The organism is Labrenzia sp. PO1 (genome assembly GCF_012273635.1).
Classification (GTDB): Bacteria; Pseudomonadota; Alphaproteobacteria; order Rhizobiales; family Stappiaceae; genus Roseibium; species Roseibium algicola.
In genome coordinates, this window is the sequence record NZ_JAAXCR010000003.1 from 582,918 (window position 1) to 608,244 (window position 25,327).

The 25,327-nt window shown below is 57.6% G+C and carries 18 protein-coding genes; 5 read left to right on the plus strand and 13 right to left on the minus strand.

What is annotated here, in order from left to right; translation table 11 throughout:
• The first annotated feature begins 16 nt into the window (after positions 1–16).
• Positions 17–2,824: a type VI secretion system ATPase TssH gene (tssH, locus tag HCG46_RS17680; protein ID WP_168686949.1), complete on the plus strand. Its 2,808-nt coding sequence runs from the start codon at positions 17–19 to the stop codon at positions 2,822–2,824.
• Between the two features lie 91 nt (positions 2,825–2,915).
• On the opposite strand, the gene HCG46_RS17685 is transcribed toward tssH, so the two are convergent.
• The 6 genes from HCG46_RS17685 to HCG46_RS17710 form a co-directional block, all read right to left on the minus strand.
• The gene (locus HCG46_RS17685; protein WP_031268781.1) at positions 2,916–3,212 is read right to left on the minus strand and encodes a PAAR domain-containing protein; all 297 of its coding nucleotides are present in this window, start codon (positions 3,210–3,212) and stop codon (positions 2,916–2,918) included.
• Between the two features lie 107 nt (positions 3,213–3,319).
• A complete protein-coding gene (locus HCG46_RS28685) occupies positions 3,320–5,137 on the minus strand; it encodes a M23 family metallopeptidase (protein WP_168686950.1) in 1,818 nt (605 codons plus the stop codon).
• Between the two features lie 280 nt (positions 5,138–5,417).
• Positions 5,418–7,355, minus strand: coding sequence for an adenylate/guanylate cyclase domain-containing protein (locus HCG46_RS17695; RefSeq protein ID WP_168686951.1), 1,938 nt, complete (start codon positions 7,353–7,355; stop codon positions 5,418–5,420).
• Entirely contained in the window at positions 7,352–8,032 is a 681-nt protein-coding gene (locus HCG46_RS17700) for a hypothetical protein (protein WP_208984155.1), read from the minus strand. The genes HCG46_RS17695 and HCG46_RS17700 overlap by 4 nt, the downstream gene beginning before the upstream one ends.
• 161 nt (positions 8,033–8,193) lie before the next feature.
• On the minus strand, positions 8,194–9,819 hold the full coding sequence (locus HCG46_RS17705; protein WP_168686952.1) for a caspase family protein: 1,626 nt from the start codon (positions 9,817–9,819) through the stop codon (positions 8,194–8,196).
• A gap of 317 nt (positions 9,820–10,136) precedes the next feature.
• Positions 10,137–12,761 (minus strand): caspase family protein, encoded by a 2,625-nt coding sequence (locus HCG46_RS17710; protein WP_168686953.1) that lies wholly within the window; start codon positions 12,759–12,761, stop codon positions 10,137–10,139.
• 382 nt (positions 12,762–13,143) lie between these two features.
• On the opposite strand from HCG46_RS17710, the gene HCG46_RS17715 reads away from it, so the two are divergent.
• A complete protein-coding gene (locus HCG46_RS17715; RefSeq protein WP_022999381.1) occupies positions 13,144–13,995 on the plus strand; it encodes a GNAT family N-acetyltransferase in 852 nt (283 codons plus the stop codon).
• Between the two features lie 35 nt (positions 13,996–14,030).
• Here the strand turns inward: HCG46_RS17715 and HCG46_RS17720 are convergent, their stop codons facing one another.
• The 7 genes from HCG46_RS17720 to HCG46_RS17750 all read right to left on the minus strand — a co-directional run bounded on the left by HCG46_RS17720 (position 14,031) and on the right by HCG46_RS17750 (position 21,458).
• Positions 14,031–14,975, minus strand: a complete 945-nt coding sequence (locus HCG46_RS17720) for an ornithine cyclodeaminase family protein (protein ID WP_055653978.1) — start codon at positions 14,973–14,975, stop codon at positions 14,031–14,033.
• A 102-nt stretch (positions 14,976–15,077) separates the two neighbouring features.
• Positions 15,078–16,178, minus strand: coding sequence for a calcium:proton antiporter (locus HCG46_RS17725; RefSeq protein WP_228148041.1), 1,101 nt, complete (start codon positions 16,176–16,178; stop codon positions 15,078–15,080).
• A 131-nt stretch (positions 16,179–16,309) separates the two neighbouring features.
• The gene (locus tag HCG46_RS17730; protein ID WP_022999384.1) at positions 16,310–17,089 is read right to left on the minus strand and encodes an ABC transporter ATP-binding protein; all 780 of its coding nucleotides are present in this window, start codon (positions 17,087–17,089) and stop codon (positions 16,310–16,312) included.
• Positions 17,086–17,841 (minus strand): ABC transporter ATP-binding protein, encoded by a 756-nt coding sequence (locus HCG46_RS17735; RefSeq protein WP_022999385.1) that lies wholly within the window; start codon positions 17,839–17,841, stop codon positions 17,086–17,088. Before HCG46_RS17735 ends, HCG46_RS17730 begins: the two co-directional genes overlap by 4 nt.
• Positions 17,842–17,852: 11 nt before the next feature.
• Positions 17,853–18,920, minus strand: coding sequence for a branched-chain amino acid ABC transporter permease (locus HCG46_RS17740; RefSeq protein ID WP_228148144.1), 1,068 nt, complete (start codon positions 18,918–18,920; stop codon positions 17,853–17,855).
• A 73-nt stretch (positions 18,921–18,993) separates the two neighbouring features.
• Positions 18,994–20,022, minus strand: a complete 1,029-nt coding sequence (locus HCG46_RS17745; protein ID WP_022999387.1) for a branched-chain amino acid ABC transporter permease — start codon at positions 20,020–20,022, stop codon at positions 18,994–18,996.
• Positions 20,023–20,111: 89 nt separating this feature from the next.
• Positions 20,112–21,458, minus strand: coding sequence for a substrate-binding protein (locus tag HCG46_RS17750; RefSeq protein WP_168686954.1), 1,347 nt, complete (start codon positions 21,456–21,458; stop codon positions 20,112–20,114).
• A gap of 484 nt (positions 21,459–21,942) precedes the next feature.
• Between HCG46_RS17750 and HCG46_RS17755 the strand changes: the two genes are divergently transcribed.
• From HCG46_RS17755 to HCG46_RS17765, 3 genes are all read left to right on the plus strand, one after another.
• A complete protein-coding gene (locus tag HCG46_RS17755; RefSeq protein WP_168686955.1) occupies positions 21,943–22,551 on the plus strand; it encodes a pyridoxamine 5'-phosphate oxidase family protein in 609 nt (202 codons plus the stop codon).
• A gap of 225 nt (positions 22,552–22,776) precedes the next feature.
• Positions 22,777–24,819 (plus strand): M3 family metallopeptidase, encoded by a 2,043-nt coding sequence (locus HCG46_RS17760; protein ID WP_205838574.1) that lies wholly within the window; start codon positions 22,777–22,779, stop codon positions 24,817–24,819.
• 63 nt (positions 24,820–24,882) lie between these two features.
• Positions 24,883–25,278 (plus strand): DUF423 domain-containing protein, encoded by a 396-nt coding sequence (locus tag HCG46_RS17765; protein ID WP_353621822.1) that lies wholly within the window; start codon positions 24,883–24,885, stop codon positions 25,276–25,278.
• Positions 25,279–25,327 lie beyond the last annotated feature (49 nt).

The following is a 25,327-nucleotide window of genomic DNA, read 5'->3' on the forward strand; positions in this document are numbered from 1 at the left end:
CTGAAGGACCGATATTATGAATGACATTACGGTTGAAAAAGTTGTCAACAAGACCAACTCAACTGCCTACGACAGCCTGGACAAGGCCATGAGGCTTACGAAGGATGCCGGCCACCGGCATCTCGAGCTGGTCCACTGGTTTTACTATCTGATCCGCAACGAAAATTCTGATGTATTTCATATTCTGCGGCATTTCGACGTCGATCTCGGCACCCTGGACAAGGACCTGCAGGCCGCGCTTGCAGAGTTCAAGATCAATCAGACCGAACTTCCGTCCATGTCCAAGCCTTTCCGCGAAGCGCTGGAAGGAGCCTGGTTCGTTGGCACGCTGACATACGGCGACTACAAAATCCGCACGGCCTATGTCCTTCTTTTCATGCTTGGCGAAGAGAGCACCCGCACGCAGCTTTTCCAGCTGTCCAAGGCTCTCAACAAGCTCAAGCACGATGAAATCGCGAACAACCTGGATGCCATCGCCGGATCATCCGGTGAAGTGCGGGCGAGGCCCATCGACGGTTCAAGTCCAGCCTCCGGTAGCGCAGCAGGCGAACCGGGCGCAGAGCCGCTCGCGGCAGGCGGCCCCGGGGAGGATGCACTCAGCCAGTTCACGGTAGATTTCACAGCTCGTGCGCGGGCAAAGGAATTCGATCCGATCGTCGGCCGCGACGAAGAAATCCGGCAAGTCATCGACGTTCTGATGCGCCGCCGCCAGAACAACCCGATCCTGACCGGCGAAGCCGGGGTCGGCAAAACGGCTATCGTCGAAGGCTTTGCACAGAAAATCGTTGCCGGGGATGTTCCGCCCGCGCTCTTGGGCACCCGCCTTTGTGCGCTGGATCTCGGCTTGCTTCAGGCCGGCGCGTCGATGAAAGGCGAATTCGAGAAACGTCTGCGCGCGGTCATTGATGCCGTCCATGGTTCCATCGTGCCGACGATCCTGTTCATTGATGAAGCCCACACATTGATCGGAGCCGGCGGCGCTGCCGGAACGGGCGATGCAGCCAACCTTCTGAAGCCTGCACTTGCCCGCGGCACACTCAGGACCGTCGCAGCCACGACGTGGTCGGAATACCGCCAGCATTTTGAAAAAGACCCGGCCCTGACACGGCGCTTCCAGCCCGTGCAGGTTGACGAACCGGACGAGGAAAAGTGCTTTGCCATGGTGCGCGGCCTGCTTGGCCCGATGGAAGATCATCACCAGGTTCGCATCCTCGATAGCGCTGTGCGGTCAGCGGTATCTTTGTCACATCGCTACATTCCAGCACGCCAGCTGCCGGACAAGGCGGTCAGCGTTCTCGACACCGCCTCGGCACGCGTCAACATCTCGCAAGCAGCACAGCCGGCCCGGTTGCTGGACCTGGTTGCCCGAAAAGGTTTTCTGGAGACAGAGAAAAAGGCCCTGACCAACGATGCCGAACTGGGCATGGAGCATCAGGAACAGCTCGAGGCACTTTCCAACGCGATTACGGAAACCGAAAGCGACATTGAGACTGTCCGCAATCAGTGGGAAAACGAGCGGAAACTGGTAGCCGGAATCCGGCGTTTGAATGCCGCTCTTGCAAAGCTTCGCGGTGTTGAACCTGCGCCTCATCCGGAAAGCGAGGCAATCGAAGATCCGCAGCACGACAAGCCCGCTCTAGTTCCGATCGACGAGATCGAGCTTGAACTTGACGTCGACCTGACCAACGAAGACGCCATTCGCGAAGCGCTCCAGGCGATGCGCACTGAGCTTTCCGAAATCCCCGAAGATGATCGCATGGTCTATGCCTATGTAGACGATGAGGCTGTTGCCAGCATCATTTCCGACTGGACCGGCATTCCGGTCGGCCGAATGGTGCAGGACGAAATGCAGACGATCCTGACGCTGACCGACAGCCTCAACAAGCGCGTGATCGGTCAGGCCCATGGCCTGGCAATGATCTCGAAGCGCATCGAGACCAGCCGCGCCCAGTTGGGCAATCCGGACAAGCCCATCGGCGTGTTCATGCTGTGCGGCCCCTCCGGTGTTGGTAAAACCGAAACCGCCCTGGCCCTTGCCGAGACCCTTTATGGTGGTGAGGAAAGCCTGATCACCATCAATATGTCCGAATTCCAGGAAGCACATTCCGTTTCCGGTCTCAAAGGCGCTCCTCCGGGATATGTAGGCTATGGCGAAGGCGGCCGGCTGACCGAAGCCGTGCGGCGTAAGCCTTACTCGGTCGTCCTTCTGGACGAAGTCGAAAAGGCTCATCCGGATGTTCACGAAATCTTCTTCCAGGTCTTCGACAAGGGTTGGATGGAAGACGGAATGGGTCGGAAGATCGACTTCCGCAACACGTTGATACTGCTGACCTCGAATGTCGGCACTGACATCATCATGAATGCAGCAAGTCACATGCTGGATGCGCCGGTTTCCAGTGATCCGGATCTTGCGGCAACCGACCCGAACGCACCGGATCCGGAGAAGCTCGCGGAAACCTTGAGACCAGCATTGCTCGACGTGTTCCCGCCGGCCCTGCTCGGCCGTATCGTGACCATCCCCTACTATCCGCTGTCGCCATCCATGCTCGGGTTCATCGTCCGGCTTCAGCTCAACCGTATTGTCAAACGCGTCAAGCAGAACCGGGATGCCGTGCTGAGTTATGGCGACGACGTGGTGAGCCATATCGTTTCACTCTGCCGCGACCCGGACAGCGGTGGCCGCATGATCGACAACATCCTGACCAACGACCTTCTGCCGAAGCTGTCGCGTGCGTTCCTCACGGCGCAAATGAACGGCGAAGAACTGAAGGGTGTGACCTTGAAAGCGACGGAAACCGGTATCGAAATCGAGCCGGCCAGCTGACATCAACCAACAAAAACGCCGGACAGGTTCTCCCACCTGTCCGGCGTTTCGATTCTGCCCGGAAATCTGCCTGATTGTCGCTGGTCCTGGTTCAGCCCCCGATAAGAACGGTAAATTCCCCGGTCGTGATCGCGCCACCCTTGGCTGTCGGATCGCCAATGCGGGCCGCGGGCAAACTTCCGATAAGAACAGTCAGCGACCCCATGATAATGGGGTCGACATTTGCGGGCGGAGGGCCGACACACACGCAAAGGTCCGTCATTCTCGCAGCAGGACGCTTACCGATCAGGACGTTGATCTTGCAGGGTGGCGCAATCGGCAACCCTGGCGGAACGGGTGTCATCGGGCACATATGAAAATCGCCCAGGCGGGCAGCTGGTCTGGTCATGGCAGCCTCGTGCGTTGTTACACTCTTGCCAGAATGAACGTTCCTGCGACAAATACTGGGACCTGGATCACAGTCTGGCGTAATTCAGCGCTTCCGCAAGTCCTGTTTCACTGCACGCTCAAAATGTCGGCAATCACCGTCCGGTATTCCTGCAGATCCTTGCCCCCGACAGACTGCGGTGCTTCCGCTCCCGTCTCCATTTCAAAGGCCAACGGGTCTGTCGGCTCTCCCCTGTGTCTGATTTCGAAATGAAGGTGCGGTCCGGTGGAAAGTCCCGTAGTTCCGACGTAACCAATCAGATCACCTGCCTGAACCACAGACCCTAGCTGGATGCCATCGGCGTATTCATGCATATGCGCGTAGCGGCTGGTAATTCCGTCCTTGTGGGTAAGTTCAATGAAATTGCCATAACCGCCTCGCACATCGCGATAGGTGACCTTTCCGGAAAAAGCCGCGTGGATCGCAGTTCCAGTGGGGGCCGCCCAATCGACACCCGCATGCAGGCGTTCCGTTTTCTTGATCGGATGAAATCTCATGCCGAACTTCGATGTCAGAACACCTTTGACCGGGACAAGCATGGCGCCGGACAAGCTCACCTTGCCGCCTTCGTTCACACAGGCAAAACCGCGATTACCGGGCGCTTTCAGCACGTAACAGCGAACGGACCAGTCGTCCCCACGCCGAACACCGGCAAAGAGCACCCTGCCGCCGCCACGCTTCTCGTCTCGAGCACTGTCCGTGAATACCAGAGTGACTCTCTCATCTGGTTTGATCGACCGCTTGAGGTCGGTCATGGGCGCCAAATATGCGATTGCCTCGCCCACGATAGAAGCGGGCACGGCATTGCGGACTGCGGTGGCATAAACACCGTCGATCAAGCGATGCGAGTTGGCAGGTTGAGTTGCCTCCTCACCCGCGATCTTCTGTTCCACGATCGTCTTGCCAAACCAGGGATCGGCGCCGGCTACATACCCGTCCCCATCTCTTCCGACCGAATAGGCGGCTGTACCGATATACCCTTCCCGGCCGTAGATCGAAATCTGGACAGGCCGATAATAATCGCCAATCCGGCCTACCTTGTTCGGCATGCGAACGCCACGCACCGCGATCTTGTCGCCTGCGACCAAATCGCCTTTGTCAAAGTTGTCCTTGACGAATTCCACCAGCGAATCCAGGACTTCCTCGTCAAACCCTTTGCCTTTCAGGAAATCCTTGAGCGTAGCCGCTTTTGCTACCTCCTCGCGTACTTCGACCCGGCTGGGCCCCTGACCGATGGGACGCTCGGTGAGATAGAGGTTCAACGTGTCAGTTGACGGTTTCAGAAACACCGGCAGATCAGGAGAACCATCGTCCGCGGGCTGCGCATCTTCTTCAACGACTATGCCCTCGGCTTCATCCCCGCCCCCGAAATTGCCGAACTGAAAGTCCGCCTCACTACCCGGTGCGCGAATAACCAGGTTACCGTCATCGTCCAGCATCTGGCTGTCCAGCACGTATGCGGCAACAGACGGTACCGACGCAGCACCGTCCCCGATCGCAGCGGCTGGCACTGGACGCTCCGACAAGTCTATCCGCCGATTGGCGGCACCATCCTTCAAAAGGACCGGGTCGCCCGCCAACGGAATGACTGCAGAGAGCGCCATGTCGAAAAACGGATCGGCTGGAACATCGAGATCCTCCTCGTTGGTCAACGCAGTGTCATCAACATCCTGTTCCAGGGCTTGGTCATTGGCGATGGTTTCATCCGGATCTTGCTGCGGAGCATTTTCCGGAGAGGCGCTGTCCGACACCGCTTCGGCGATATCCTGTAACCCGATTTCCTCGGGAGGTGACAGGGATATCGCGCCGGAGGAGATCAGATGGGCAATGCCGCCAGCAGCACCGCCCAGCACCAGGAACCCGATGGCCATTGCAGCATAAAGCACAATGGGTGACCGTTTCGGAGCCGCCCCCTTGGCCGGCGCAGCTCCTGGCTTTGGTGGTGGTGTAGCGGCAGGGCCAGCTTGTGGCGCCTTTTGCGACGGACGGATCACGGTCCTGTCAAACTCTGGGCGATGAGCACCCGGATTTTGGTTTTCAGGCCATTGGACCATTGTGAGACCTTAAGCGCAGCGGCGCAGCTGCTCAGGCTGCCGAAAATCAATATCCCGATCATGCCGGATGATTGGGAAAGATGCAAAAAATGCTGTGTTTGAAAGCGCTTCGTCAGGAGCGCGGAAACGTGACCAGCTTGCTCCTGTCCTGTTCCTGCCGCGCGATCGTCCGTTTTTCTTCCGGCTCCATGTACATTTCAGGTAGATCCAGAGTGTAAACGGTGATGTCGGAACTGAGACCACGCAATTGTCCTTTCCAGATCTCAGCAACCGGATAGGACGAAGGCAGTTTCTCGGCGACCGATTGACTGACTGCGAGACGAACCTTGTGGTCCTTGGCAACGGATTCGACCCGGCTTGCCGTGTTGACGGTGGTACCCATGACGGTGAAGGAACGGCGATGTTCACCACCGATGTCGCCCACCAGAACCGGTCCGGCGTTAAGGGCTATGCGCAGGTCCAGCGGTGGTTGTCCGGTGATTTCGCGCAATCTGTCTAGCAGATTTATGATTTCTGTTGCGGCATCGACAGCCGATTTTTCGGGATGCTCGACCGTATTGGGTGCGTTCCAGACCGCCATGATCGCGTCGCCGATATACTTGTCGATATACCCTTGGTGAGCGGTGATCACCTGTCCGATCCTGTCGAAACAGGAATTGACCACGCGCACCACATCCTTATCGGCGAGTTTTTCCGACATCTTGGTGAAGCCGACGATATCGATGAAGGCCACGACGACATGCCGGGTTTCCCCACCAAGCGCCGGCAACTGTTCGGAACTCGCCATCAGCTTGATGACATCCGGGGCGAGGTAGTGACCGAAGAGCCTCACCAGAGACCTCTGCCGGCGCTGCAGGATGCCGACCTTCCCGACAGCCGCGATGATTGTCGCGGTGACGAAGGCAACCGGAGCAACGCCTGGCGAAGGAAACATGCCGAGCTCCATACTGCCAAGGCTCACACCCAGTCCGCAAAGCACTCCGCCGATAGCCACAACAGGCAAGACCACCAGCGGAAGCGACAGACCTGCGAGCGTGCCAACCACGGCAAAGATGACCGCAAATGCGGGGACGAGACCAGCGGGGGACTCGGTCACGATCCTTCCGGCGATAGGCGAGCCGATGAAATCGGCCAGTACAAATACACCGGCGGTTTGCGGCTGTACGCGCGGTCGCCCGCTTGGCCCCGTTTCTGCCAGCTGTTCTGGCAGATGAGGCAGGAAACGGTCAGAAAAAAGATGCTCGTCTTCATACGGCAACAGCCCGCCGAACAGTACGATGCGGCCTTCTGCAAAACGGGCAAGTTCCTGCCTGCCCTCTTCACTTTCCAGAAGCTGCAGAACGTCGATAAGCGAAAGATACGGAACGGACGTTGCGAGGCGGGCGGATGGCACCGGAATGTAGGTTTCAGCGACCTCGACACCTGCGATACCCAAAAGCGCATCGATCAGATGTGGCGAAGCGGTGAGAGGTGAATGCGGCTCGTGTCGTCGCACCACACCGTCGCTGTCAGTTGAAACGATAACCGACCTGACACCGCCCTCACCGGCTGCAGCGGAAAACATGCGTTGAGGTACGCCTATTTCGGTGTGAGCAATGAACACCTTGCCGCGGTTCTGATAGAGGAACCGCTGAAATGCCAGGTCAAAGCCTTTCAATCTGGCTTCGCCGGTGCTGGGATCCACAAAGCCGTCCGCACTATAGGCAAATACAAAGTCATAGCCCAGCGCCACCGCGCCAGCATTCAGCATGGCTTGTCCGGCCTCTGCCAGAACCGGGGTCATCAGAACCCGCGGTATTGGTGCCAACCGGTCGGAGTTAAGCGCTTTTTGATCGAGGCCGACCACGACAACAGGTGCAGGACCTGCCTGCTCCTTGTTGTCCATGAGGGCCTTGATCTGGAACAGGCGGTCTGTCACCCACCCTTCCCAGATGGCCTTTTGAGCGGATAAACCGATGGCGATCCCAGCCCCTACCGCAACGAGTGCGATGAGCAAGATGAGCTGTTTTCGTCCAATGGCTGCGTCCGCGAACCGGCCGCCAAATATCATTTCACGATGACGACAGCGGTTTTCCGTCCAACCTGGACCGGGTCAATGGTGATCGTGCGCATGACGACACCATAGTCTGGCGCCTTGCCTTGCAGGAACAGCTCAACCTCAACGGCCTCGTCTTCCGGCTCACGGTTTGGCATGTCGGTCAGAATATTGTCGAGCATATCGAAGCGCTTGGGTTCACCGCCCCCAAAGGAAACAAACACCGTGTCGTATTGATCGCGCAGCTTGTTGTCGAACCGCAGCATCAATGACGCAGCTTTCTTGTTTTCCAGTGTAAGGCCACGCAGCGTGACGGTCAGACCTTTGTCAGCCTTTTCGCTGTCGGTTCCGCTGTCTGCCTGCAAGCAGTTACCCGCTCTCAGAACTTTCTGTTCAGAACCTTCTGCGGTGTATCCCTCGGAAGATACCTTGAGCACACCGGCCTGAATCCTGACTTCCTGACACGCGGAATAGTCCAGCAGGTCAACATGTCCGGTAGCGCCGAGATCGACTACGTCACCAGGCATAAGCTCGGTAAACGCGGACACATCAACACCTTCCGACTTGTCCAGCACCAGCGCAATCGGATCCGCTAGTGCAGATCCGGCGGACAGCGCAAACATCAGACCCGCGAGAGCACTCGTGGCCTGCAAACTTCGCCTTGAACAGGCATGCTTCAAAATCCGTTTCATGAAGGGCTCCTGATTCCCTGGTCATTCTAAATACGCCCGGCCTTTTCGATGCAGCCCAGCGCTGACTATGGTTCGATATTACCAGAGGATGGCGAAATGAGTGTGGCCATGGTCACAAAAATTCTTTTCAAGCGCAACAAGATAGAAGGAGACCTCGCGTGTCAGCCGGCGGGCTCCGTGTAGACACCGGCAATACCCACGGCATCTGCATACTGGCCAATCAACTCAAGCAATTTAGGTGTCAGCTCGGCGCTCAGAGGTTTGCCATCGAGTGCAGCCAATACGCCGACCAATTGAGGCATCGGTTTGGCCGCCCGTACCATAACGATATGGTCCGCACCGAACGGCAGGGCAGCCCTCAAGTTCAACACATAAGGCTTGGCTGCCTGAACCGTGGTGTCCTTGCCAAGCGGGTCTGCCTTCTTGTTGGGGGCAAGCAGACGAAGCGTGCCGTCTGCTTCCAGTGCGAACACGGCCATATTGCCTGCCTGGTCCGATTTAAGACCAACCTTGAACGCATCTCCTTCAGGGATATGCCCGACTGACGGCTGGAGTGTTCCTTCAATAGGCTGGCGCTCACGCGACAGGGCATAAAGATCGGTCAGAAAACCCCATTTGGTCACAACATCGGAAAACCGGTCGATGTTGGTCGCCTTGCCGCGCAGCACCACGTCGCCAAATTTGGTCAGGACGTCGCCTTCTTCCACATCCCAGAACAGATCCGCGGTCCCATCTTCAACGACCTTCAGGCGGCCCACCTGTTTGCCGGCCAGCTTCTGCAATACCGGCGTGGCAGCATTGGTGCTCGCAGACAGGGTCAAGACGCCGTTTTCATGTGCGAATATCTGCTCGTTGACACGCGGCAGGACAGCGGCGCGGCTGTCACCGCTCATGGTCAGGCTGGGCGACTGGCGCCCCTCCGTTGCGACCCGCACGGTTTCCTTGAGAAACAGGCTGAGCTCATCCATGGAGATACCGCCATCGCGATCCAGATCCGCCCTTCCCTCGACACCGCGCGCAAAGGCCCAGCTCAAGGCACCGCGTGGTTCACCGGCAATCAAAAGCTCCGGGATGACCTGTCCATCGACAGTAGCGCCTACGTAAATGACGTTGGGAAGGTCCTGAACGTCGCCTGACTGCGGGGCGTTTCCGGCCAGCATCGGCGGAAGAGGTTGAGAGCGAAGAGCGTCGTTCTCGAACGGGGGTAAACCAACCAGCCGCGTCCCCAGCCGTGTGATACGCGGGTCCACGGATCGGGTCATTGTGCCCGAGTGGCAGCTATCTGCGAGAACCAGAACACTGCGTCCACCAGCAGCCCGGAGCATTGCGGCGATGTCATCGTCTCGCAGTCTCTCGCCATTACCCGGAGCAGCAATATCGAAACCGGCCAGAAGGAAGACTTCGTCCATGCCGTCTTCTTCCGAACCCTTTACCCACTCGGGCTCCTGCGCCCCGTGTCCAGCATAGGACAAAACAAGAACATCGTCAGCATCCGCGCGGGAAATGAGATCCTGCCACGACGAAAGGATTGCCTGCCTCGACGCATCGGCATCGTATAGCGTGGTCAGATCGGTAACACCGGCAGCTGTCAGTGTTTCGGCGATGTCTCGCGCATCATTGACCGCCCCCTTCAAGGGAGAAACGTGCTGATAGGCGTCGACGCCCACAACGAGTGCTCGCCACTGTCCGGCTTCCGCTGTCGAGCCAAAGCTCACTGCGATAAGAAACAGGCCGCACATTCTGGCCCAGAAATATCGTCCGGACGCCAGGCCAAATGGAACATTCATCGGTGTTACCTTTTCTGTGCGAGGTTAGCCCCAGCTACCGCCGCCGCCGCCACTTGGGCCCCCGCCACCGCCGCCGCCGCCGCCTCCACCATTATCCCGATCCCGTGCGCTAGGATCATTGATGGGATCGTACACAGGCGAAGAAGTTGGGCTTGTTGTCGTCTTTGTTCGTGTTACTGGTTTTGCACTTTGTGGGGGTGAGACTGCTTGCGGGGCCGGGTTTTGCTGTGTCTGGCATCCTGCCACCATCAGCGTCAGCAGTCCTGTGACCGGCAATAAGTACAAGAACGATTTCATCTGAATATCTCCCTCAGCGATTAAAACAGATCATATCTGGGACGGTTCTGTTCCCACTGATGCTTAACCAGTGCAATCAGGGCCTCATCGCCTTCAGAAGGCGCCCGTCCAGAGGCTTCAAAGAAGTCGGCCAGGGCTTCACGGGTTTTCCGTCCCGGCTGCCCGTCAACCGGTCCTGGATCGAAACCGAGATCGGTCAGGGTCTGTTGCAACACCTTTGCCTTGAGGTTTTTCCGCGCATCGCCGAGAGCGGTCTTTGCCTGCTCGGCAGCCTGCGAAGACGGTTCAACAGCCACAGCCATGGCAAGCATGCGAACACGGTCCTGGCCTGCGGCATCGCCATCTTGCTGGCCAAGCATCCACGCGGTGTTGAATGCACCCCAGGGATCTCCGCGCTGGGCGCTTTCACGGAACCAGCGAGTTGCCTCTTCCGCATTTTTCTCAACACCCTGGCCATTGTAGTAAAGCAGTCCGATAGCCGTGCCTGCTGCGGGATGCCCGCCTTCATGTGCTTTCATGAACCAGCCAAGTGCTGCTTCATAGTCCTGCGGCACACCTTTACCATCGCGGTACAGCGTCCCCATGTTCAGGTAGCCATAAATGTCGTTCCGCGATGCCGAGCGATTGTAGTAATAAACGGCGCGGTCGATGTTTTCTTCCACATGCTGGCCATTGAGGTAGAAACCGCCAATGGCATTGAACGAGAACGTGTGGCCTGCCTCCACCGACTGTAGCAGTTTGTCCAGGCCGTCCTTTTCGTTCTGGGCCGTGCCTTCGCCCTTGATCTCGGCCATACCAAGCGAATGCAGAGCATAGGCGTCTCCCCGCTCCGCAGCCTTGCGGTATAGGTCGACAGCTTTCTCGCGGTCACGATCGATCCCCGCACCCAGGAAATACATGCGCCCCAGCACCTGGCCGGCACGAACATGTCCCATCTGGTAGGCCTGTTCAAAGTAACCGACAGCCTGTTGCAGGTTACCGGCGGCAAATGCTCCACGGCCGCGCTGGAAGACGAACCGGCCGATCTCCGGGTAGGCAGCCATCGCTTCGGCACAGGCCGTATCCACAGCCGCCGCATCAAGATCGTTGGCGAGCCGTCCTTCCGTAACCGCCTGCAAATCGAAAGGCTGGGTTGCCAGGCGATCGCATTGCGTTACACGGGGTTGAACGATCTGCGTGATGGTTCTTGCAGGCGTTCCTTCGACAGCCGGCAATTCCAGAGCAAATTTCCGCGCTTCACTTTCGCTGCCGATCTGCGGGCGGACGGTCAATGTCGCGAGCGCAGAAACAGGAAAACGGTCGCCGGCCTGCAGCAAGCGGTTATCGGAAGCAAGCTGCAGGTCCGTATCGACAGAGACAACCTTCAGCCAGTCGCTTGTTGCCGGCAGATCCTCGACAGGCGCATCCGGATAGACGTTTACGGGGCCGGTGCCGATATCAGCTTCTACCGCTCCCTTTGAGGCCGTGTTGCCCAGCCATGACAGGAGAGCTTCAAGCCGCTTTGTGCGGTTTTCCTCCACCTGCTCGTTTTGCACCGGCGCTTCGGCCTGTGCGACCGTAATTGAGGCGATCGCGGATGCAGAACCACCCCATTGGTCCTCTACTTCGTAGGAGATCAGTTCCACGTCGCCGGGTTTCGAGCCTTCCGGAAAGAACTCGAGACTGGCAAGCTCTGCCGCATCTATCACGTCCCCCTCAGCAACGGCCCGGCCTCCCGGCAGCTTCAAGGTACCTTTTTCAGGTAGCAAGGTGAGCTTCGCCTTCAGCGTTCCACCTTCCGGCTGAACCGGTTCGGGGATGCTGATCGGAACGGATTCAGCCGATGCAGATACACTGACCCTGTGATGGGCAGTCACGATCGGAGCCGGTTTGGGCGGTACGAAATAGAAGCTGGTGACGAGCGTTGAATCCTCATATGGGATCTGCTGGCCGCCGGTCTTGCGAACCACGTCATCGCGAACCTTGGTCATCAGGTCCTTGATCTCGAGCGCCGGATCAAGAGCATTTTCGACCACAGAAGAGGTGAACGGGCTCATCGGCCCCTTGCCGTCGTAGGCAACCTGACCAGGACGCGTGGCATAGGAGATGAATGTGCCGAGCTTGTTCGGAATCCGGCGCAGCCCTCTGGTCTTTCCGAGCGAATATTCTTCCTCGCCCCAAAACAGGCTTGCGATTTCGAACGGGTTGTCCCGGCAGGCGTCAAGCATGACGATCTGCAGGCTGGAAGCGGCCTTCATGTAGTCCAGCAGATGGGACACCTTGAGGCTTTCGAATTCCAGGTCGTATTGAGAGGACAGTTTGGCGTCGACAGGAAGAATGAAATTGGAATCGCCAACCTGAAGCGCATGACCGGAATAGTAGAACAGCGCCGTGTCGCCGTCATTCAGTTCTCGCAGGAACCGGCGTACGACCTGCTCCAGATCCTTCTTGTTGAGGTCCGTGCCGATCGTCACATCAAAATCGGCCTCCCGAAGGATCCTGGCGATTTCCGTCGTGTCCGTAACGGGATTTTCCAGCGGGGTCACATACTGGTATTCCTGGTTGCCGATGACCAGCGCAACCCTGCGCCCGTCCTCGGTCTGTGCCATCGCCTGGGCGGAAGGCAATGCAAGAGCAGCACCCACCGGCAGGCTCAGAAGGCCCATCCTGACAGCTTTCCTCAACCGGCCCACAGGCTTGGTGGAGGTCATAGATTTGCCAACTCGTGTGGCAAGAGGTCGATAATCCCGTTTCTGCATAACGTCCTCAGCGCTTAAATCCGCGTGTAACTATCGCGCTAGAGCTGCTGCCTGTCTGTGATGGAACTCACACGGAGGCACTTCCGGCTCCAAAGCGTCCGGCGCCCCCGTCGATCAAATACCCTTAGGGAAAGTGATGCACACTTGTGGTTCCGACGCAAGGGAGACGACATCAGCAACCGTCAGCTGTTCGGGCAAAGCCGAGGGAATGCCACTTCAGGCAAGTGTTTCTTTTCATTTCGAGTCATCCTACGCTGCTGCAAAAGCCTGCAAATGCTCGGGAGGTCAGATGACAGACGCGTTCAGGATTCGCCAGCTGAAGGAAAGTGAGATTCACATTCCACTCGAATTGGCGATGGAGGAAGGTTGGAACCCCGGGATTGAAGACGGCCCAGCATTCTTCACAGCCGATCCGAACGGGTATTTTGCCGGCGAAATAGACGGAAAGTTGATCAACGTTATTTCGGCAGTCCGCTACGGTGATACATTCGGCTTCATCGGGCTCTATATCTGCAAGCCCGAATTCCGGACCATGGGATACGGCCACCGGATCTGGGACCATGCAATGGCATATCTGGGGTCTCGGGTCATCGGTCTGGATGCGGTAAATGAGCAGACTGCGAGTTATGCCCAGCACGGGTTCAAATCAGTCTACCGGAACATCCGGCATGCCGGCATCTCAATGTGCGATACGCCCATGGACCCGCGCCTTGCACCACTTGGTCATGGCCTTTTTCCCGGCATACGTGATTATGACCAGCGCTTCTTTCCGGCAGAACGCACGCAATTTCTGAAAACCTGGGCCGCCCCCATGCTGGAAACACGCCGCGGCTTTGCCTTTGTCGAAGATGGTCATGTCAGGGGCTACGGCATTATCCGCCAGTGCCACGAAGGCTACAAGATCGGGCCCCTTTTCGCGGATGAGCCGGAAATTGCCGATACCTTGTTCCGCACACTTGCCGGACAGGTCAAAGGGCAGACCATTATCCTCGACACGCCCGAACCCAATGCGGCAGCATTGCTGATGGCGGAAAAATACGAGCTGTCACCGGAATTCGAAACCTTCCGCATGTATCGCGGCCTGGCACCCGATCTGCCTTTGGACCAGCTCTACGGCATCACAACGTTCGAATTGGGCTGAGGCGGCAAACCGCCCCGCGCCCTGTGTGTTTCCAATCAATGCTCGACTGACTGGTAGGCAAGAATGGCGCCGGCAAGGTCTTCCAGCGCAGCCCCCACCGACTTGAACATGGTGATGGCTTCTTCACTCTGCCGGCCAGGATGGTCACCCCGACAAAGCTCATACAGGTCAGCCTTGATTTCGCCTGGTGACAATACCCCGGCCTTGATTGGCTGAACGATATCTCCACCTTCGGAAAGGCACCCATCGCGGGTGTCCACGAAGATCTCTGCCCGCTTGACAAGATCGTCGTCACTCTCGCGCATGCTGGGCTTGAAGGCCCCCACAAGATCCACATGCGTTCCCGGCTTCAACAAGGCCCCCTTGATCAAGGGTTCGGAAGAGAGTGTTGCGGCACTGACGATATCCGCTTCCCCAAGCGCTTCCTTCAAACTTGTTGCTGATTTCAGTTTCACCGGGAACTGGTCGGCAAGCGAGCGCACGACTTCTTCCGTCTTTTCCCTGGACCGCCCCCAGATGGTGACTTCGTCAATGGAACGAACGGCCATATGCGCGGCGATCAGATTGGGAGCAAGGCGCCCGGTGCCGAGTACCAGCAGATGCCGCGCGTCGGAGCGAGCCAGGTAGCTGGCCGCAAGTGCGGAGGCCGCTGCGGTGCGCCTGGCTGTCAATTCGCCACCGTCGATTAGCGCGAGCATCTCTCCGGTTCGTGCATCCGACAAAAGGTATTGCGCAGAAATTGCGGGAAGATTGCGCTCCGAATTGCCCGGAACCACATTGACCACCTTCACGCCCGCATATCCGCCCGGCACCCAGGCCGGCATCAGCAACACAGTCGCATCGGGTTCACCGGGTATTTCCATGTCATGATGGTGGCGGGTTGGCATCACGCAGCCAGACCGGAACATCTTTGCCAAAGCGTCTATCAGATCAGGGTATGGCAATGCATCGCGGGTCTGGTCTTCGGTCAAAAGCAGCATGTTGGGCCAATCTGTTAAGTGTTAACTTTATTGATACAAATCATATTCCCCGGAGCAGTCCAAGCATTTGCTCGGACGAAAAACTCCAGGAGAGCGTAATTTTCAGGACAAGTCGAAGATCATCATTACATAGGCGGCGAACAGTGCCAGGTGAACCGCGCCCTGGAGATAGTTCGTCGCCCTGCTGCCGAACGTCAACAGGCTTATGAACAGGGTCAGCACGAGCATGATGATGTCGGCAGGTTCCAGGCCGAGTTCAATCTTGAGTCCTGTCACCCAACTTACGAGAAGAACGGCCGGCACTGTCAGACCAATGGTCGCCACCGCGGATCCAAGGCAGATATTTACAGCGCGCTGAAGCTTGTTATCCCGTGCGGCCTGCAATGCGCTGAGCCCTTCGGGCATCAGCACAAGTGCCGCAACAATGAACCCGCTCAAGGCCAGTGGTGCTCCCAGCCCTTCGATACCGAATTCCACATAGAGTGCGAGCTTCTTCGACAGGAGGATGATCGGAAGAAGTGCCCCGAACAGGCCAATGATGTGAAACGGCATCGACCGGACGACCACGCCATGATGCCCTTCATCATGGCCGTCGTCGTCGGGCTGACGAAAGATATCGCTGTGCGTTACCGTCTGGATCGCCAGAAACACACCATACAGCAGCAGGCACATGACGACATCGAACGCTGACTGTAGCGGAGACAGCTCTCCGCCAGGAGCCGAGTGGGTGATGCGCGGCAACACGAGTGCAAAGATTGCCAGAGGCACAAGCACCGACAGGAACGCATTCGCGCCTTGCAGATTATAGGTCTGGTTCTTGTGGCGCAGACCGCCTGCCAAAAGACACAGGCCAACCAGCCCGTTCAGGACAATCATCACGACCGAGAACATCGTGTTGCGTGCCATCGTCGGAATGGCGTCGCCCGACAGCATGATCGCAACAATCAGCGCAACTTCGATCCCGATGACCGCCAGTGTCAGGATCAAGGTACCGAAGGGTTCGCCAAGCAGGGTTGCCAGGCATTCCGCGTGCCGGACGACCGAAAAGGCGCACCACATAACCGTGACGAATATGACTGCCAGTAGCAACAGCGACGGGACAATCCCGATCGTTTCCGGTTTCAAGGCATCGCCCGCGAAGGTGAAGGCGGCAAAGACCGCAAATCCAGTGAAGCTCGGCAATTCCGATTTGAGGCTGGTCACAAAGAAACCCGATAAAAAATGAAAACAGTCTGGACAGACTATAGGCCGCCGCCGCCGCCTTCAACCAATGCCGGCAGACAAAAAAGGCCGGTGCTTGGCACCGGCCTTCAGCTTCTGAAATGTCCGCAGGCTCAGATCGCCAGGTATTCCTGACGCAGCTGCGGATTGTCGAGGACTTCCTGTGCCGATCCGTCGAACACGACCTCTCCCATGTCCAGAATGACCGCCCTGTCGGCAAGGTGAAGCGCCGCGATTGCGTTCTGTTCAACAATGATGGTCGTGATGCCGAGATCCTTCACGCCTTCGAGGATGCGCTCGATCTCCTGAACGATCACCGGCGCGAGGCCTTCATAGGGCTCGTCCAGCAACAGCAGTTTGATGTCGCGCGCGAGGATACGTGCAACAGCCAGCATCTGCTGTTCGCCGCCGGACATGGTGATGGCGTCCTGCGACCGTCGTTCGGCCAACCTCGGGAAATGCTCGTAGATACGCTCGATCGACCATCCGACCGGCTCGGCAATCTGCGAGAGCTCCAGGTTCTCCTGAACCGTCAGTCCCGGAATGATGCGTCTGTCTTCCGGAACGAGGCCGACGCCCTGGCGGGCTGCCTGAAAGCTCTTCATGGTGTGAAGCGGCTTGTGATCCAGCCACACCTCGCCATGTTTCAGCTGCGGATCCTCCATCCGGGCGATTGCCCGCAACGTCGATGTCTTGCCTGCGCCATTGCGGCCCAGAAGTGCCAGGATCTCGCCCTCACGAATGTCAAAACTGACACCCTGAACGATATAGCTTTCTCCGTAATAGGCATGCAGATCCCAGGCCGAGAAAAATGCGGGGGCGCCGCCTTGAGATTTGCGCGGCGGGACGCCGGGAGCGGACCGGCCGCTGAACTGATCGTCAAGTAGGGTCACAGATGCGCTCCTCCGAGATAAGCTTCCTGTACGCGCGGGTCGCCCTTGATCTCTTCGGGCTTGCCTTCCGCGATGATCGTTCCCTGTGCGAGCACGGTGACCTTGTCGGCAAGCGAGAACACGACATGCATGTCATGTTCGATGACCACCTTGGTGATACCGCGTCCGGCAATCCGTTTCAGCAGATCGATCGTGTTGTTGGTATCGGCGCGGGACATGCCCGCGGTCGGTTCATCGAGAAGCAGTAGCTTCGGATCCTGCGAGAGGCACATGGCCAGCTCGAGCCGGCGCTTGTCACCACGTGACAGGGAACCGGAAATAACGTCTTTTTTCTCCGCCAGGCCGACGTCCTCCAGCATGTGAAGTGCCTTGTCCTGGATTTCCGCATCCCTATCGAGCCGCTTGAACGGACGCAGTGAGAACTGTCCGTCGCGCTTTGCCATGGTGGGGATGATGACGTTTTCCAGCAGGGTGAGTTCTGCGAAAATTTCAGGGGTCTGGAACACCCGTGAAACGCCGACCTGGTTGATCTCGTAGGGCTTCATGCCTGTGAGCGAGATATCGCCGAACTTCACCGTGCCGGTATCCGGGATCAACCGGCCGATCATGCAGTTCAGGAAGGTCGACTTACCCGCTCCGTTCGGCCCGATGATCGCGTGAACAGTGCCCTGCTCCACCGAGAAGTTGACATTGTTGAGGGCTCTCAGACCGCCGAACGACTTGTTGACGCCCTCTACACGTAGGATTTCCATATTCTTGTTCCTTACTCTGCAGGGGCAGTTGCACGGTTCGGTTCAGACTTGCCGGACGACCGCTTGAACAGCTTACCGATCCGGGACACGCCTTCCATGATGCCACCAGGCAGGAAGATAACGATCAGCATGAAGAGAACACCTAGCGTAAGATGCCAGCCTTCACCGACGAACAGGCCGGCAACGGAGATGACGGGGCCTTCGATAAAGTCCGGAAGGAAACCGAAAATCTCATGCAGGGTCTGCTCATTGAAGGCAGAGAAGATGTTCTCGAAATACTTGATCAGAGCCGCACCGAAGATCGGGCCGAGCAAGGTGCCTGCGCCGCCGAGAATGGTCATGAGAACGACCTCTCCCGATGCAGTCCATTGCATGCGCTCAGCACCTGCCAGCGGATCGGTGATGCACATCAAAGCACCGGCCAGACCTGCATACATTCCCGAGATCACGAACGCCGCCAGTGTGTAGGGACGCGGATTGAGGCCGGTGTAGGTCATACGGTTCTGGTTGGTCTTGACGGCGCGCAACATGATGCCAAAAGGCGACCGGAAGATCCGCTGTGCAACGAAGAAGCCGATCAGAAGGATGACCGCACAGAAGTAGAACCCGCCCCACCCGGTCATTTCAATGCCGAACAGGTTCGCGATCAGCGGGCCTTCCTGACCACCATTGCCATCGAACAGACGCGGGTCGCTGCGCAGAACACGCAAGCCGGTCTCCCCGTTGGTGATTGGCGTCAGAACCGAATAGGCCAGGTTATATGACATCTGAGCGAAAGCGAGCGTCAGGATCGAGAAATAGATGCCCGACCGGCGCAGCGACACATAGCCGATGGCAAGTGCGAAGATGCCGGAGGCGATGATTGCCATGATTACGGCGGGGATCGGGTTCATGCCAAGCAGCTTGAACGTCCAGACTGCGGTGTAGGAACCGACACCCAGAAACGCGGCATGGCCGAATGACAGGTATCCAGTCAGACCGAACAGAATGTTGAAACCGGTCGCAAAGAGACCAAAGATTGCAAACTTCTGCAGAAGGTCGGGATAACCGGCACCAATCGGCTCAAGCCAGATCGGCATCGTAAGCACCGCGACAGCAAAGATCGCAAAGAAGATGTAGTCGCGTGCAGGAGATGTTTTTGTAGACATTTTTTTAGTTCTCCATGACGCCCTTGCGGCCCATCAGCCCGCGCGGACGCACGAGAAGGATGACCACAGCAACGAGATAGATGATGATCTGGTCGATGCCTGGAAGAATGGCCTTGATTTCATTCATCGATGCGAAGGACTGCAGGATGCCGAGCAGGAAACCTGCCGCGACGGCTCCAGGCAGCGACCCCATGCCGCCAACAACCACCACGACGAAGCTGAGCACGAGGAAGTCCATGCCCATGTGATAGTCGGGTGGCAGGATCGGCGTGTACATGACCCCGGCTAGACCGGCGACCACTGCGGCGATCGCGAAAACGATGGTGAAACGGCGCTCGATGTTGATGCCCAGCAGCCCGACCGTATGACGGTCTGCCATGCCGGCCCGAACAACCATGCCGAAGGTGGTGAATTGCAGGAAGGCGAATACGGCTGCGATGATGGCGCCTGCGAAGGCAAGGTAGACCATGCGCCAGTACGGATAGACGATCACGCCAGGATCCAAGCCGAGGGCAGCTCCGATGTCGGCTGCTCCGCGTACGGCATCTGGCGCGGTTTGCGGGATCGGGTTGGCGCCGAAGATCGACTTGATGATTTCCTGAAGAACGATAGCGAGGCCGAAGGTGACGAGGATCTGATCGGCGTGCGCCCGGTTGTAGAAGTGCTTGATCAGGCCACGTTCCATGATGAAACCGAAAAGCAGCATGACCGGAATGGCAAGCAGGATGGAAACCGGCACCGAATAGTTGAGCACCCAGTGACCGAAGTCTCCGAGGTATGCCTCGATGTAGGGTGTACGGATTTCGAGGGGAGTTCCCCACGCCGTCGTCTTGGTCGGATCCGTCGTCACGATCTCCAGGCTGAGAAGCTTGTTGAACGACACCGCGCAGAACGCACCCAGCATGAACAAGGCACCATGCGCGAAGTTGACGACCCCAAGGGTCCCGAAAATCAGGGTCAGTCCCAAGGCGATCAGCGCGTAGGCTCCGCCCTTGTCCAACCCGTTCAGCAGTTGAAGAATAATCACATCCATGGTCTTGCCGCTATTTGCTGCGTCACTTGCGTCCTGATAAGCAGCAGCCGCCGGCGGAGATCCTCCGGCGGCTGCCGACGTTCAAGAGCTTATGCGCCGTTGTTGCACGCGCCGAGTTCGCCACCCAGCAAGTCTGCCGGGTATTCGACCTGCGAACGCGGAGTGACTTCCACCACTTCGAGAAGGTCGAACTGGGAGCTCGGGTTTTCTTTACCCTTCACGACCAGAACGTCCTTGAAGCACTGGTGGTCTTCTGCGCGATAGAGGGTCGGACCGTTGCCCATGCCGTCGAATTCGAAGCCTTCGAGAGCTGCGGCAATCGCGCAAGGATCGAACGTGCCTGCCCGCTGTGCGGCATCTGCATAAAGCAGGGTCTGGACGTAGCAGGTGTGCGCAGCCTGGCTCGGCGGGAAGCCGTATTCCTGGCCGAAGGACTTCACGAAAGCCTTGGAGCCTTCGTCCTGCAGCGACCAGTGCCAGTTGGTGGACCCGAAGATGCCCTTAACGTTTTCACCGGCACCCTGTGCCATCAGGCGAGAATACAGCGGAACAACGATTACGAAGTCCTTGCCGTTGACCTGCTTGTCGCGCAGACCGAACTGAACAGCCTGGGTCAGGGAGTTCACCATGTCCTTGCCATAGTGGTTCAGAACAAGAACGTCAGCACCGGAGTTCAGAACCGGCGTGATGTACTGCGAGAAGTCACCAGCGCCAAGCGGCGTACGAACAGCAGCTGTCGTCTCCCAGCCCATGCCTTCGGTGTACTTCTTGATGGATTCTTCCTGAGACCAGCCCCAGGTGTAGTCGGCGGTAAGGTGATAGGCCTTGCGATCGGTGCCGTAGTTGTTCTTCAGAACCGGAGCCAGCGCAGCGCCGGACATTTCGGTGTTGAAGAAGTGACGGAAACCGTTCTTGCGCTTGTCCTTGCCGGTGGTGTCGTTGGAGTGGGTCAGACCCGCCATGAAGATGACGCCGGCTTCCTGGCAGAGCGACTGCACGGCGATCGCCACACCGGAGGACGAACCACCGGTAATCATGATAGCGCCGTCTTTTTCGATCATGCGCTTTGCGGATGCACGGGCTGCATCAGACTTGGTCTGCGTGTCACCGGTCACGAAGGCGACCTTCTTGCCGTTGACGCCGTTGCCCTTGAGTTCCTTGGACGAGAAGGTGTTCAACAGACCGCCGTCGCCTTCACCGTTCAGGTGCTTGACGGCAAGCTGATAGGCGCGCAGTTCGTCTGCCCCTTCGTCGGCATATGCGCCGGTCTGCGGAACGTTGAAGCCCAGAACGACTTCAGCGCCTGTCGGTTCGTTGAGATAACCAGCAGACCATGCGCGGCTGGTGAAAATGGTCGGCGTTGCCAATGCGGCACCGCCCAATGCGCCAGCGCGCAAAATGGAACGACGATTGAGGGGTTTACGAATTAAGCTCATACTTTCCTCCCAGAAAGGCGTCGCGTACCCACCTCGGGTACGCCTGCAATAGCTGTACAGCTGCAAGCAATTCCGGCTTGTTCCCCGTCCGGGATCCCGGCTCCTCCGCACCAAAACTGCAAGCTGCAATGACTGTAAAAAAATCATTCGCAAAACAGCAATACGACTATCGGATCGCTCACCCACACCAACTCATTATACTTTCGAAGTAATCACGGCTAATCTTCGAATTTCCTCGCGATTTTTATTGCATTGCGTCATTTTGTTTCTTTTTGATTTTCAGCCACTTACTTCTCGCGCATACCGCAACGCAAAGTTACCTTGACGTAAAGGTTCAAAAATCCGGAATTTCAAAGCGTTAGACCAAAGTGCAAGATCGTACGGAGCTCAAAGGACGTCCGCGGCGAAATTGACGGAGACGGATACGGGCGGATAAGCTGCGGTTCTCGCCTTCGTCCCCGTACACCCGCCCGGAATCATTTCAATGAACATCCTCACTTCCCTTGAGGACCTTCACGCACACTACGGTACTGCCGGAGAAGCGTCCTTGATCAAGGAAATCGATCATCTGAGCCCCGCGTATCGCAGGATTGTCGAGGCTTCCAACTTCTGCACACTTGCAACCTGTGGACCAGAAGGGCTCGACTGCTCTCCGCGCGGCGACGACGGCATGGTTGTCAGGATACAGGATGACCAGACGCTGCTGATGCCCGACCGGCGGGGCAACAACAGGATCGACTCGCTGCGCAATATTGTTCGCGACCCGCGTGTCTCACTCATGTTCATGATTCCCGGCTGGAACAACGTTCTGAGGATCAACGGCAAGGCAGTACTTTCCGTCGAGCAGGACCTTATTGCCAGCTTCGAGAAAGAGGGGCATTTGCCTCGTTCGGTGATCGTGGTCACGATCGGTTCGGTCTACTTCCAGTGCGCGCGCGCCATCATGCGTGCCGGCCTCTGGGAAACCGAGAACAGGACCGGCAAGGGCGACTTGCCGTCACCAGGTGAAATCATGAAGGAAATCAAGGCAAGTTTCGATGGTGAAACCTATGACCGCGAATGGCCGGAGCGTGCCAAGACTTCGATGTGGTAAGCGGCCTCCAATTGATGCCAATGACATCGAAAGACCGTTACAAAGCATCATGAGGCAAGCGATTGCCGTTGCCTTCCTTGCCCGCCGAACAGAAACACCGGTTGCCATATCGCGTTCTGCGGCCTGACCGGCTTCAAGGCGCTATTTAGCCGCAGAGTGCTTGGAACCGATCCCAATCTGCGCCATATGTCGCTGACATCCTTCAAGATACCTTCCGAGGCACAAATGACCGTCAATCCGCTTCTTTCCGACTGGACCACGCCGTTCGACCTGCCTCCCTTCGAGACGATCTCTCCCGAGCATTTCGAGGAAGCATTCGACGCCGCCATGGCGGAAGCCAAGGCGGACACTGACAGGATCGCCGATCAGGAGGTGGCGCCGACTTTTGAAAACACGATTGTTGCCCTGGAGACGTCAGGAAAGACGCTCACCAAGGTTGCAAGGACGTTTTTCAACCTGACTGGTGCCCATACCAATGAGTCCCTGCAAAAGATCGAGCGCGACGTGGCGCCGAAGCTTGCCAAACATTCCTCGGAAATGCTGCTGAATTCCAAGCTTTACGGCCGGATTGCTGCATTGTGGGAACAAAGGGATTCGCTTGAACTCAATTCCGAAGACGCGCGCGTGCTCGAACGGTATCAGAAAATGTTCCAGCGGGCCGGTGCTGGCCTTGACGATGCCGGCAAGGCGCGGATGGCTGACATTTCGCAAAGACTTGCCACGCTCGGCACCAGCTTTTCCCAGAACGTACTCAAGGATGAGTCGGATTATCAGCTTGTTCTGGAAACCGAGGAAGACCGTGCCGGCCTGCCTGACTTCCTGCTGACGTCGGCTGCCGAAGCTGCAAACGAACGAGGGCTTGACGGAAAGCACGTCATCACGCTTTCCCGTTCCTCGATCGAGCCTTTCCTTCAATTTTCCACGAACCGGCGCTTGCGTGAAGAAGCCTTCAAGGCATGGTCCGCCCGGGGAGAAAACGGCGACCAGACAGACAACCGGGCAATCATCAGCGAAACTCTCAAACTGCGGGACGAGAAAGCCCGGATGCTCGGCTTCAAGAACTTTGCGGAGTTCAAGCTCGATGACACGATGGCCAAGACGCCTGACAACGTCAGAGGCCTGCTTGTGAAGGTCTGGGAACCGGCGGTCGCTCAGGCGCGGGAAGAAGAAGCCAAGCTGGCGGACATGGCGCGCAATGCCGGCGAAAACCATTCTATCGAGGCATGGGACTGGCGCTTTTATTCCGAAAAAGTCCGCAAGGCCGAACACGATCTGGATGAAACGGAGCTGAAGCCTTACCTGCAGCTTGAAAACATCATCCAGGCTGCCTTTGACACGGCAACACGTCTCTTCGGGCTTACTTTCAAAGAACTCAAGGACATGCCGGTCTACCATCCGGATGTCCGGGTGTTTGAAGTACTCGGCAAGGATGGCAATCACGTCGGTCTCTTTCTGGGAGACTATTTCGCACGGTCGTCAAAAAGATCCGGTGCCTGGATGAGTGCATTCCGGTCGCAACACAGGCTGGAAGGCGACGTAACGCCAATCATCGTCAATGTGATGAATTTCTCCAAGGGTGCCAAGGGTGAGGCCACGCTGCTGACTTTCGATGATGCCCGGACCCTGTTCCACGAGTTTGGCCATGGCCTGCACGGTCTTCTTTCGAATGTGACCTACCCCATGATTTCGGGCACCAGCGTCTCGCGTGACTTCGTCGAGTTGCCCTCTCAGCTGTATGAGCACTGGTTGTCTCAACCCGAAGTGCTTTCAAAATACGCCGTTCACTACAAGACCGGCGAACCGATGCCCGAGGCGCTTCTCGACAAGCTGCTTGCTGCCGCCAATTTCAATCAGGGATTTGCGACGGTAGAGTATACGGCTTCCGCACTGATCGATCTCGAACTCCATCAATTGGAAGATCCGGCAGAACTAGATGTTGCAGCCTTCGAAAAGGAAGAACTCGGCAAGATCGGCATGCCGCAAGCCATCACGATGCGTCACCGTATCCCGCATTTCCAGCATATCTTTTCGGGCGACGGCTACGCGGCTGGATATTACAGCTACATGTGGTCGGAGGTGATGGATGCGGATGCGTTTGAGGCATTTGAAGAGAAGGGCAACGTATTTGATCCGGAAACGGCTGGAAAACTGTTGACCTACATCTACTCAGCCGGTGGCCGGCAGGACCCGGAAGCCGCGTATCTCGCATTCCGGGGGCGTGCGCCACGGATCGATGCTCTTCTTGAAAAGCGCGGCTTTGCGGCCTGATCCGACCCCTTCTCCAGGCCTGCCGGCTTGCGCCGGCGGGTCAAACGTTTCCAGGACAACCGGATGCCCCACATGCAGCCTCAGGCGACCCCGACCGCTCCTCTTCTCAGAACGGGCATGGCCATGGCCGGTGTCTCAGGTGCAGCCGGCGTCGTAAGTCTGGCATTGTCCGCGCACGCCAGCGCGTCAAGCCTGATCGAAACCGCTGCACACATGCTTTTGTTTCACGCGCCTGTGTTCCTGGGCATCGGCCTTCTCGCCCAATTGCGGAGAGTGCCGCTCCTTCCCGTCGTTTTGATATTCCTTGCCGCAGGACTGTCCCTGTTCTGTGGTGACCTGTTGATGCGGGCTTTTCTGGAAAGGCGCCTGTTTGCGATGTCGGCGCCAATCGGCGGCATGATGGTGATCCTCGGATGGCTGATGCTCGCGCTCTGTGCTTTACGTGTTCAGCCCAAGTGACTAAAAGCCATCTGACAGGTTATTCCGGTAAAACCAGAACCAATTCGGA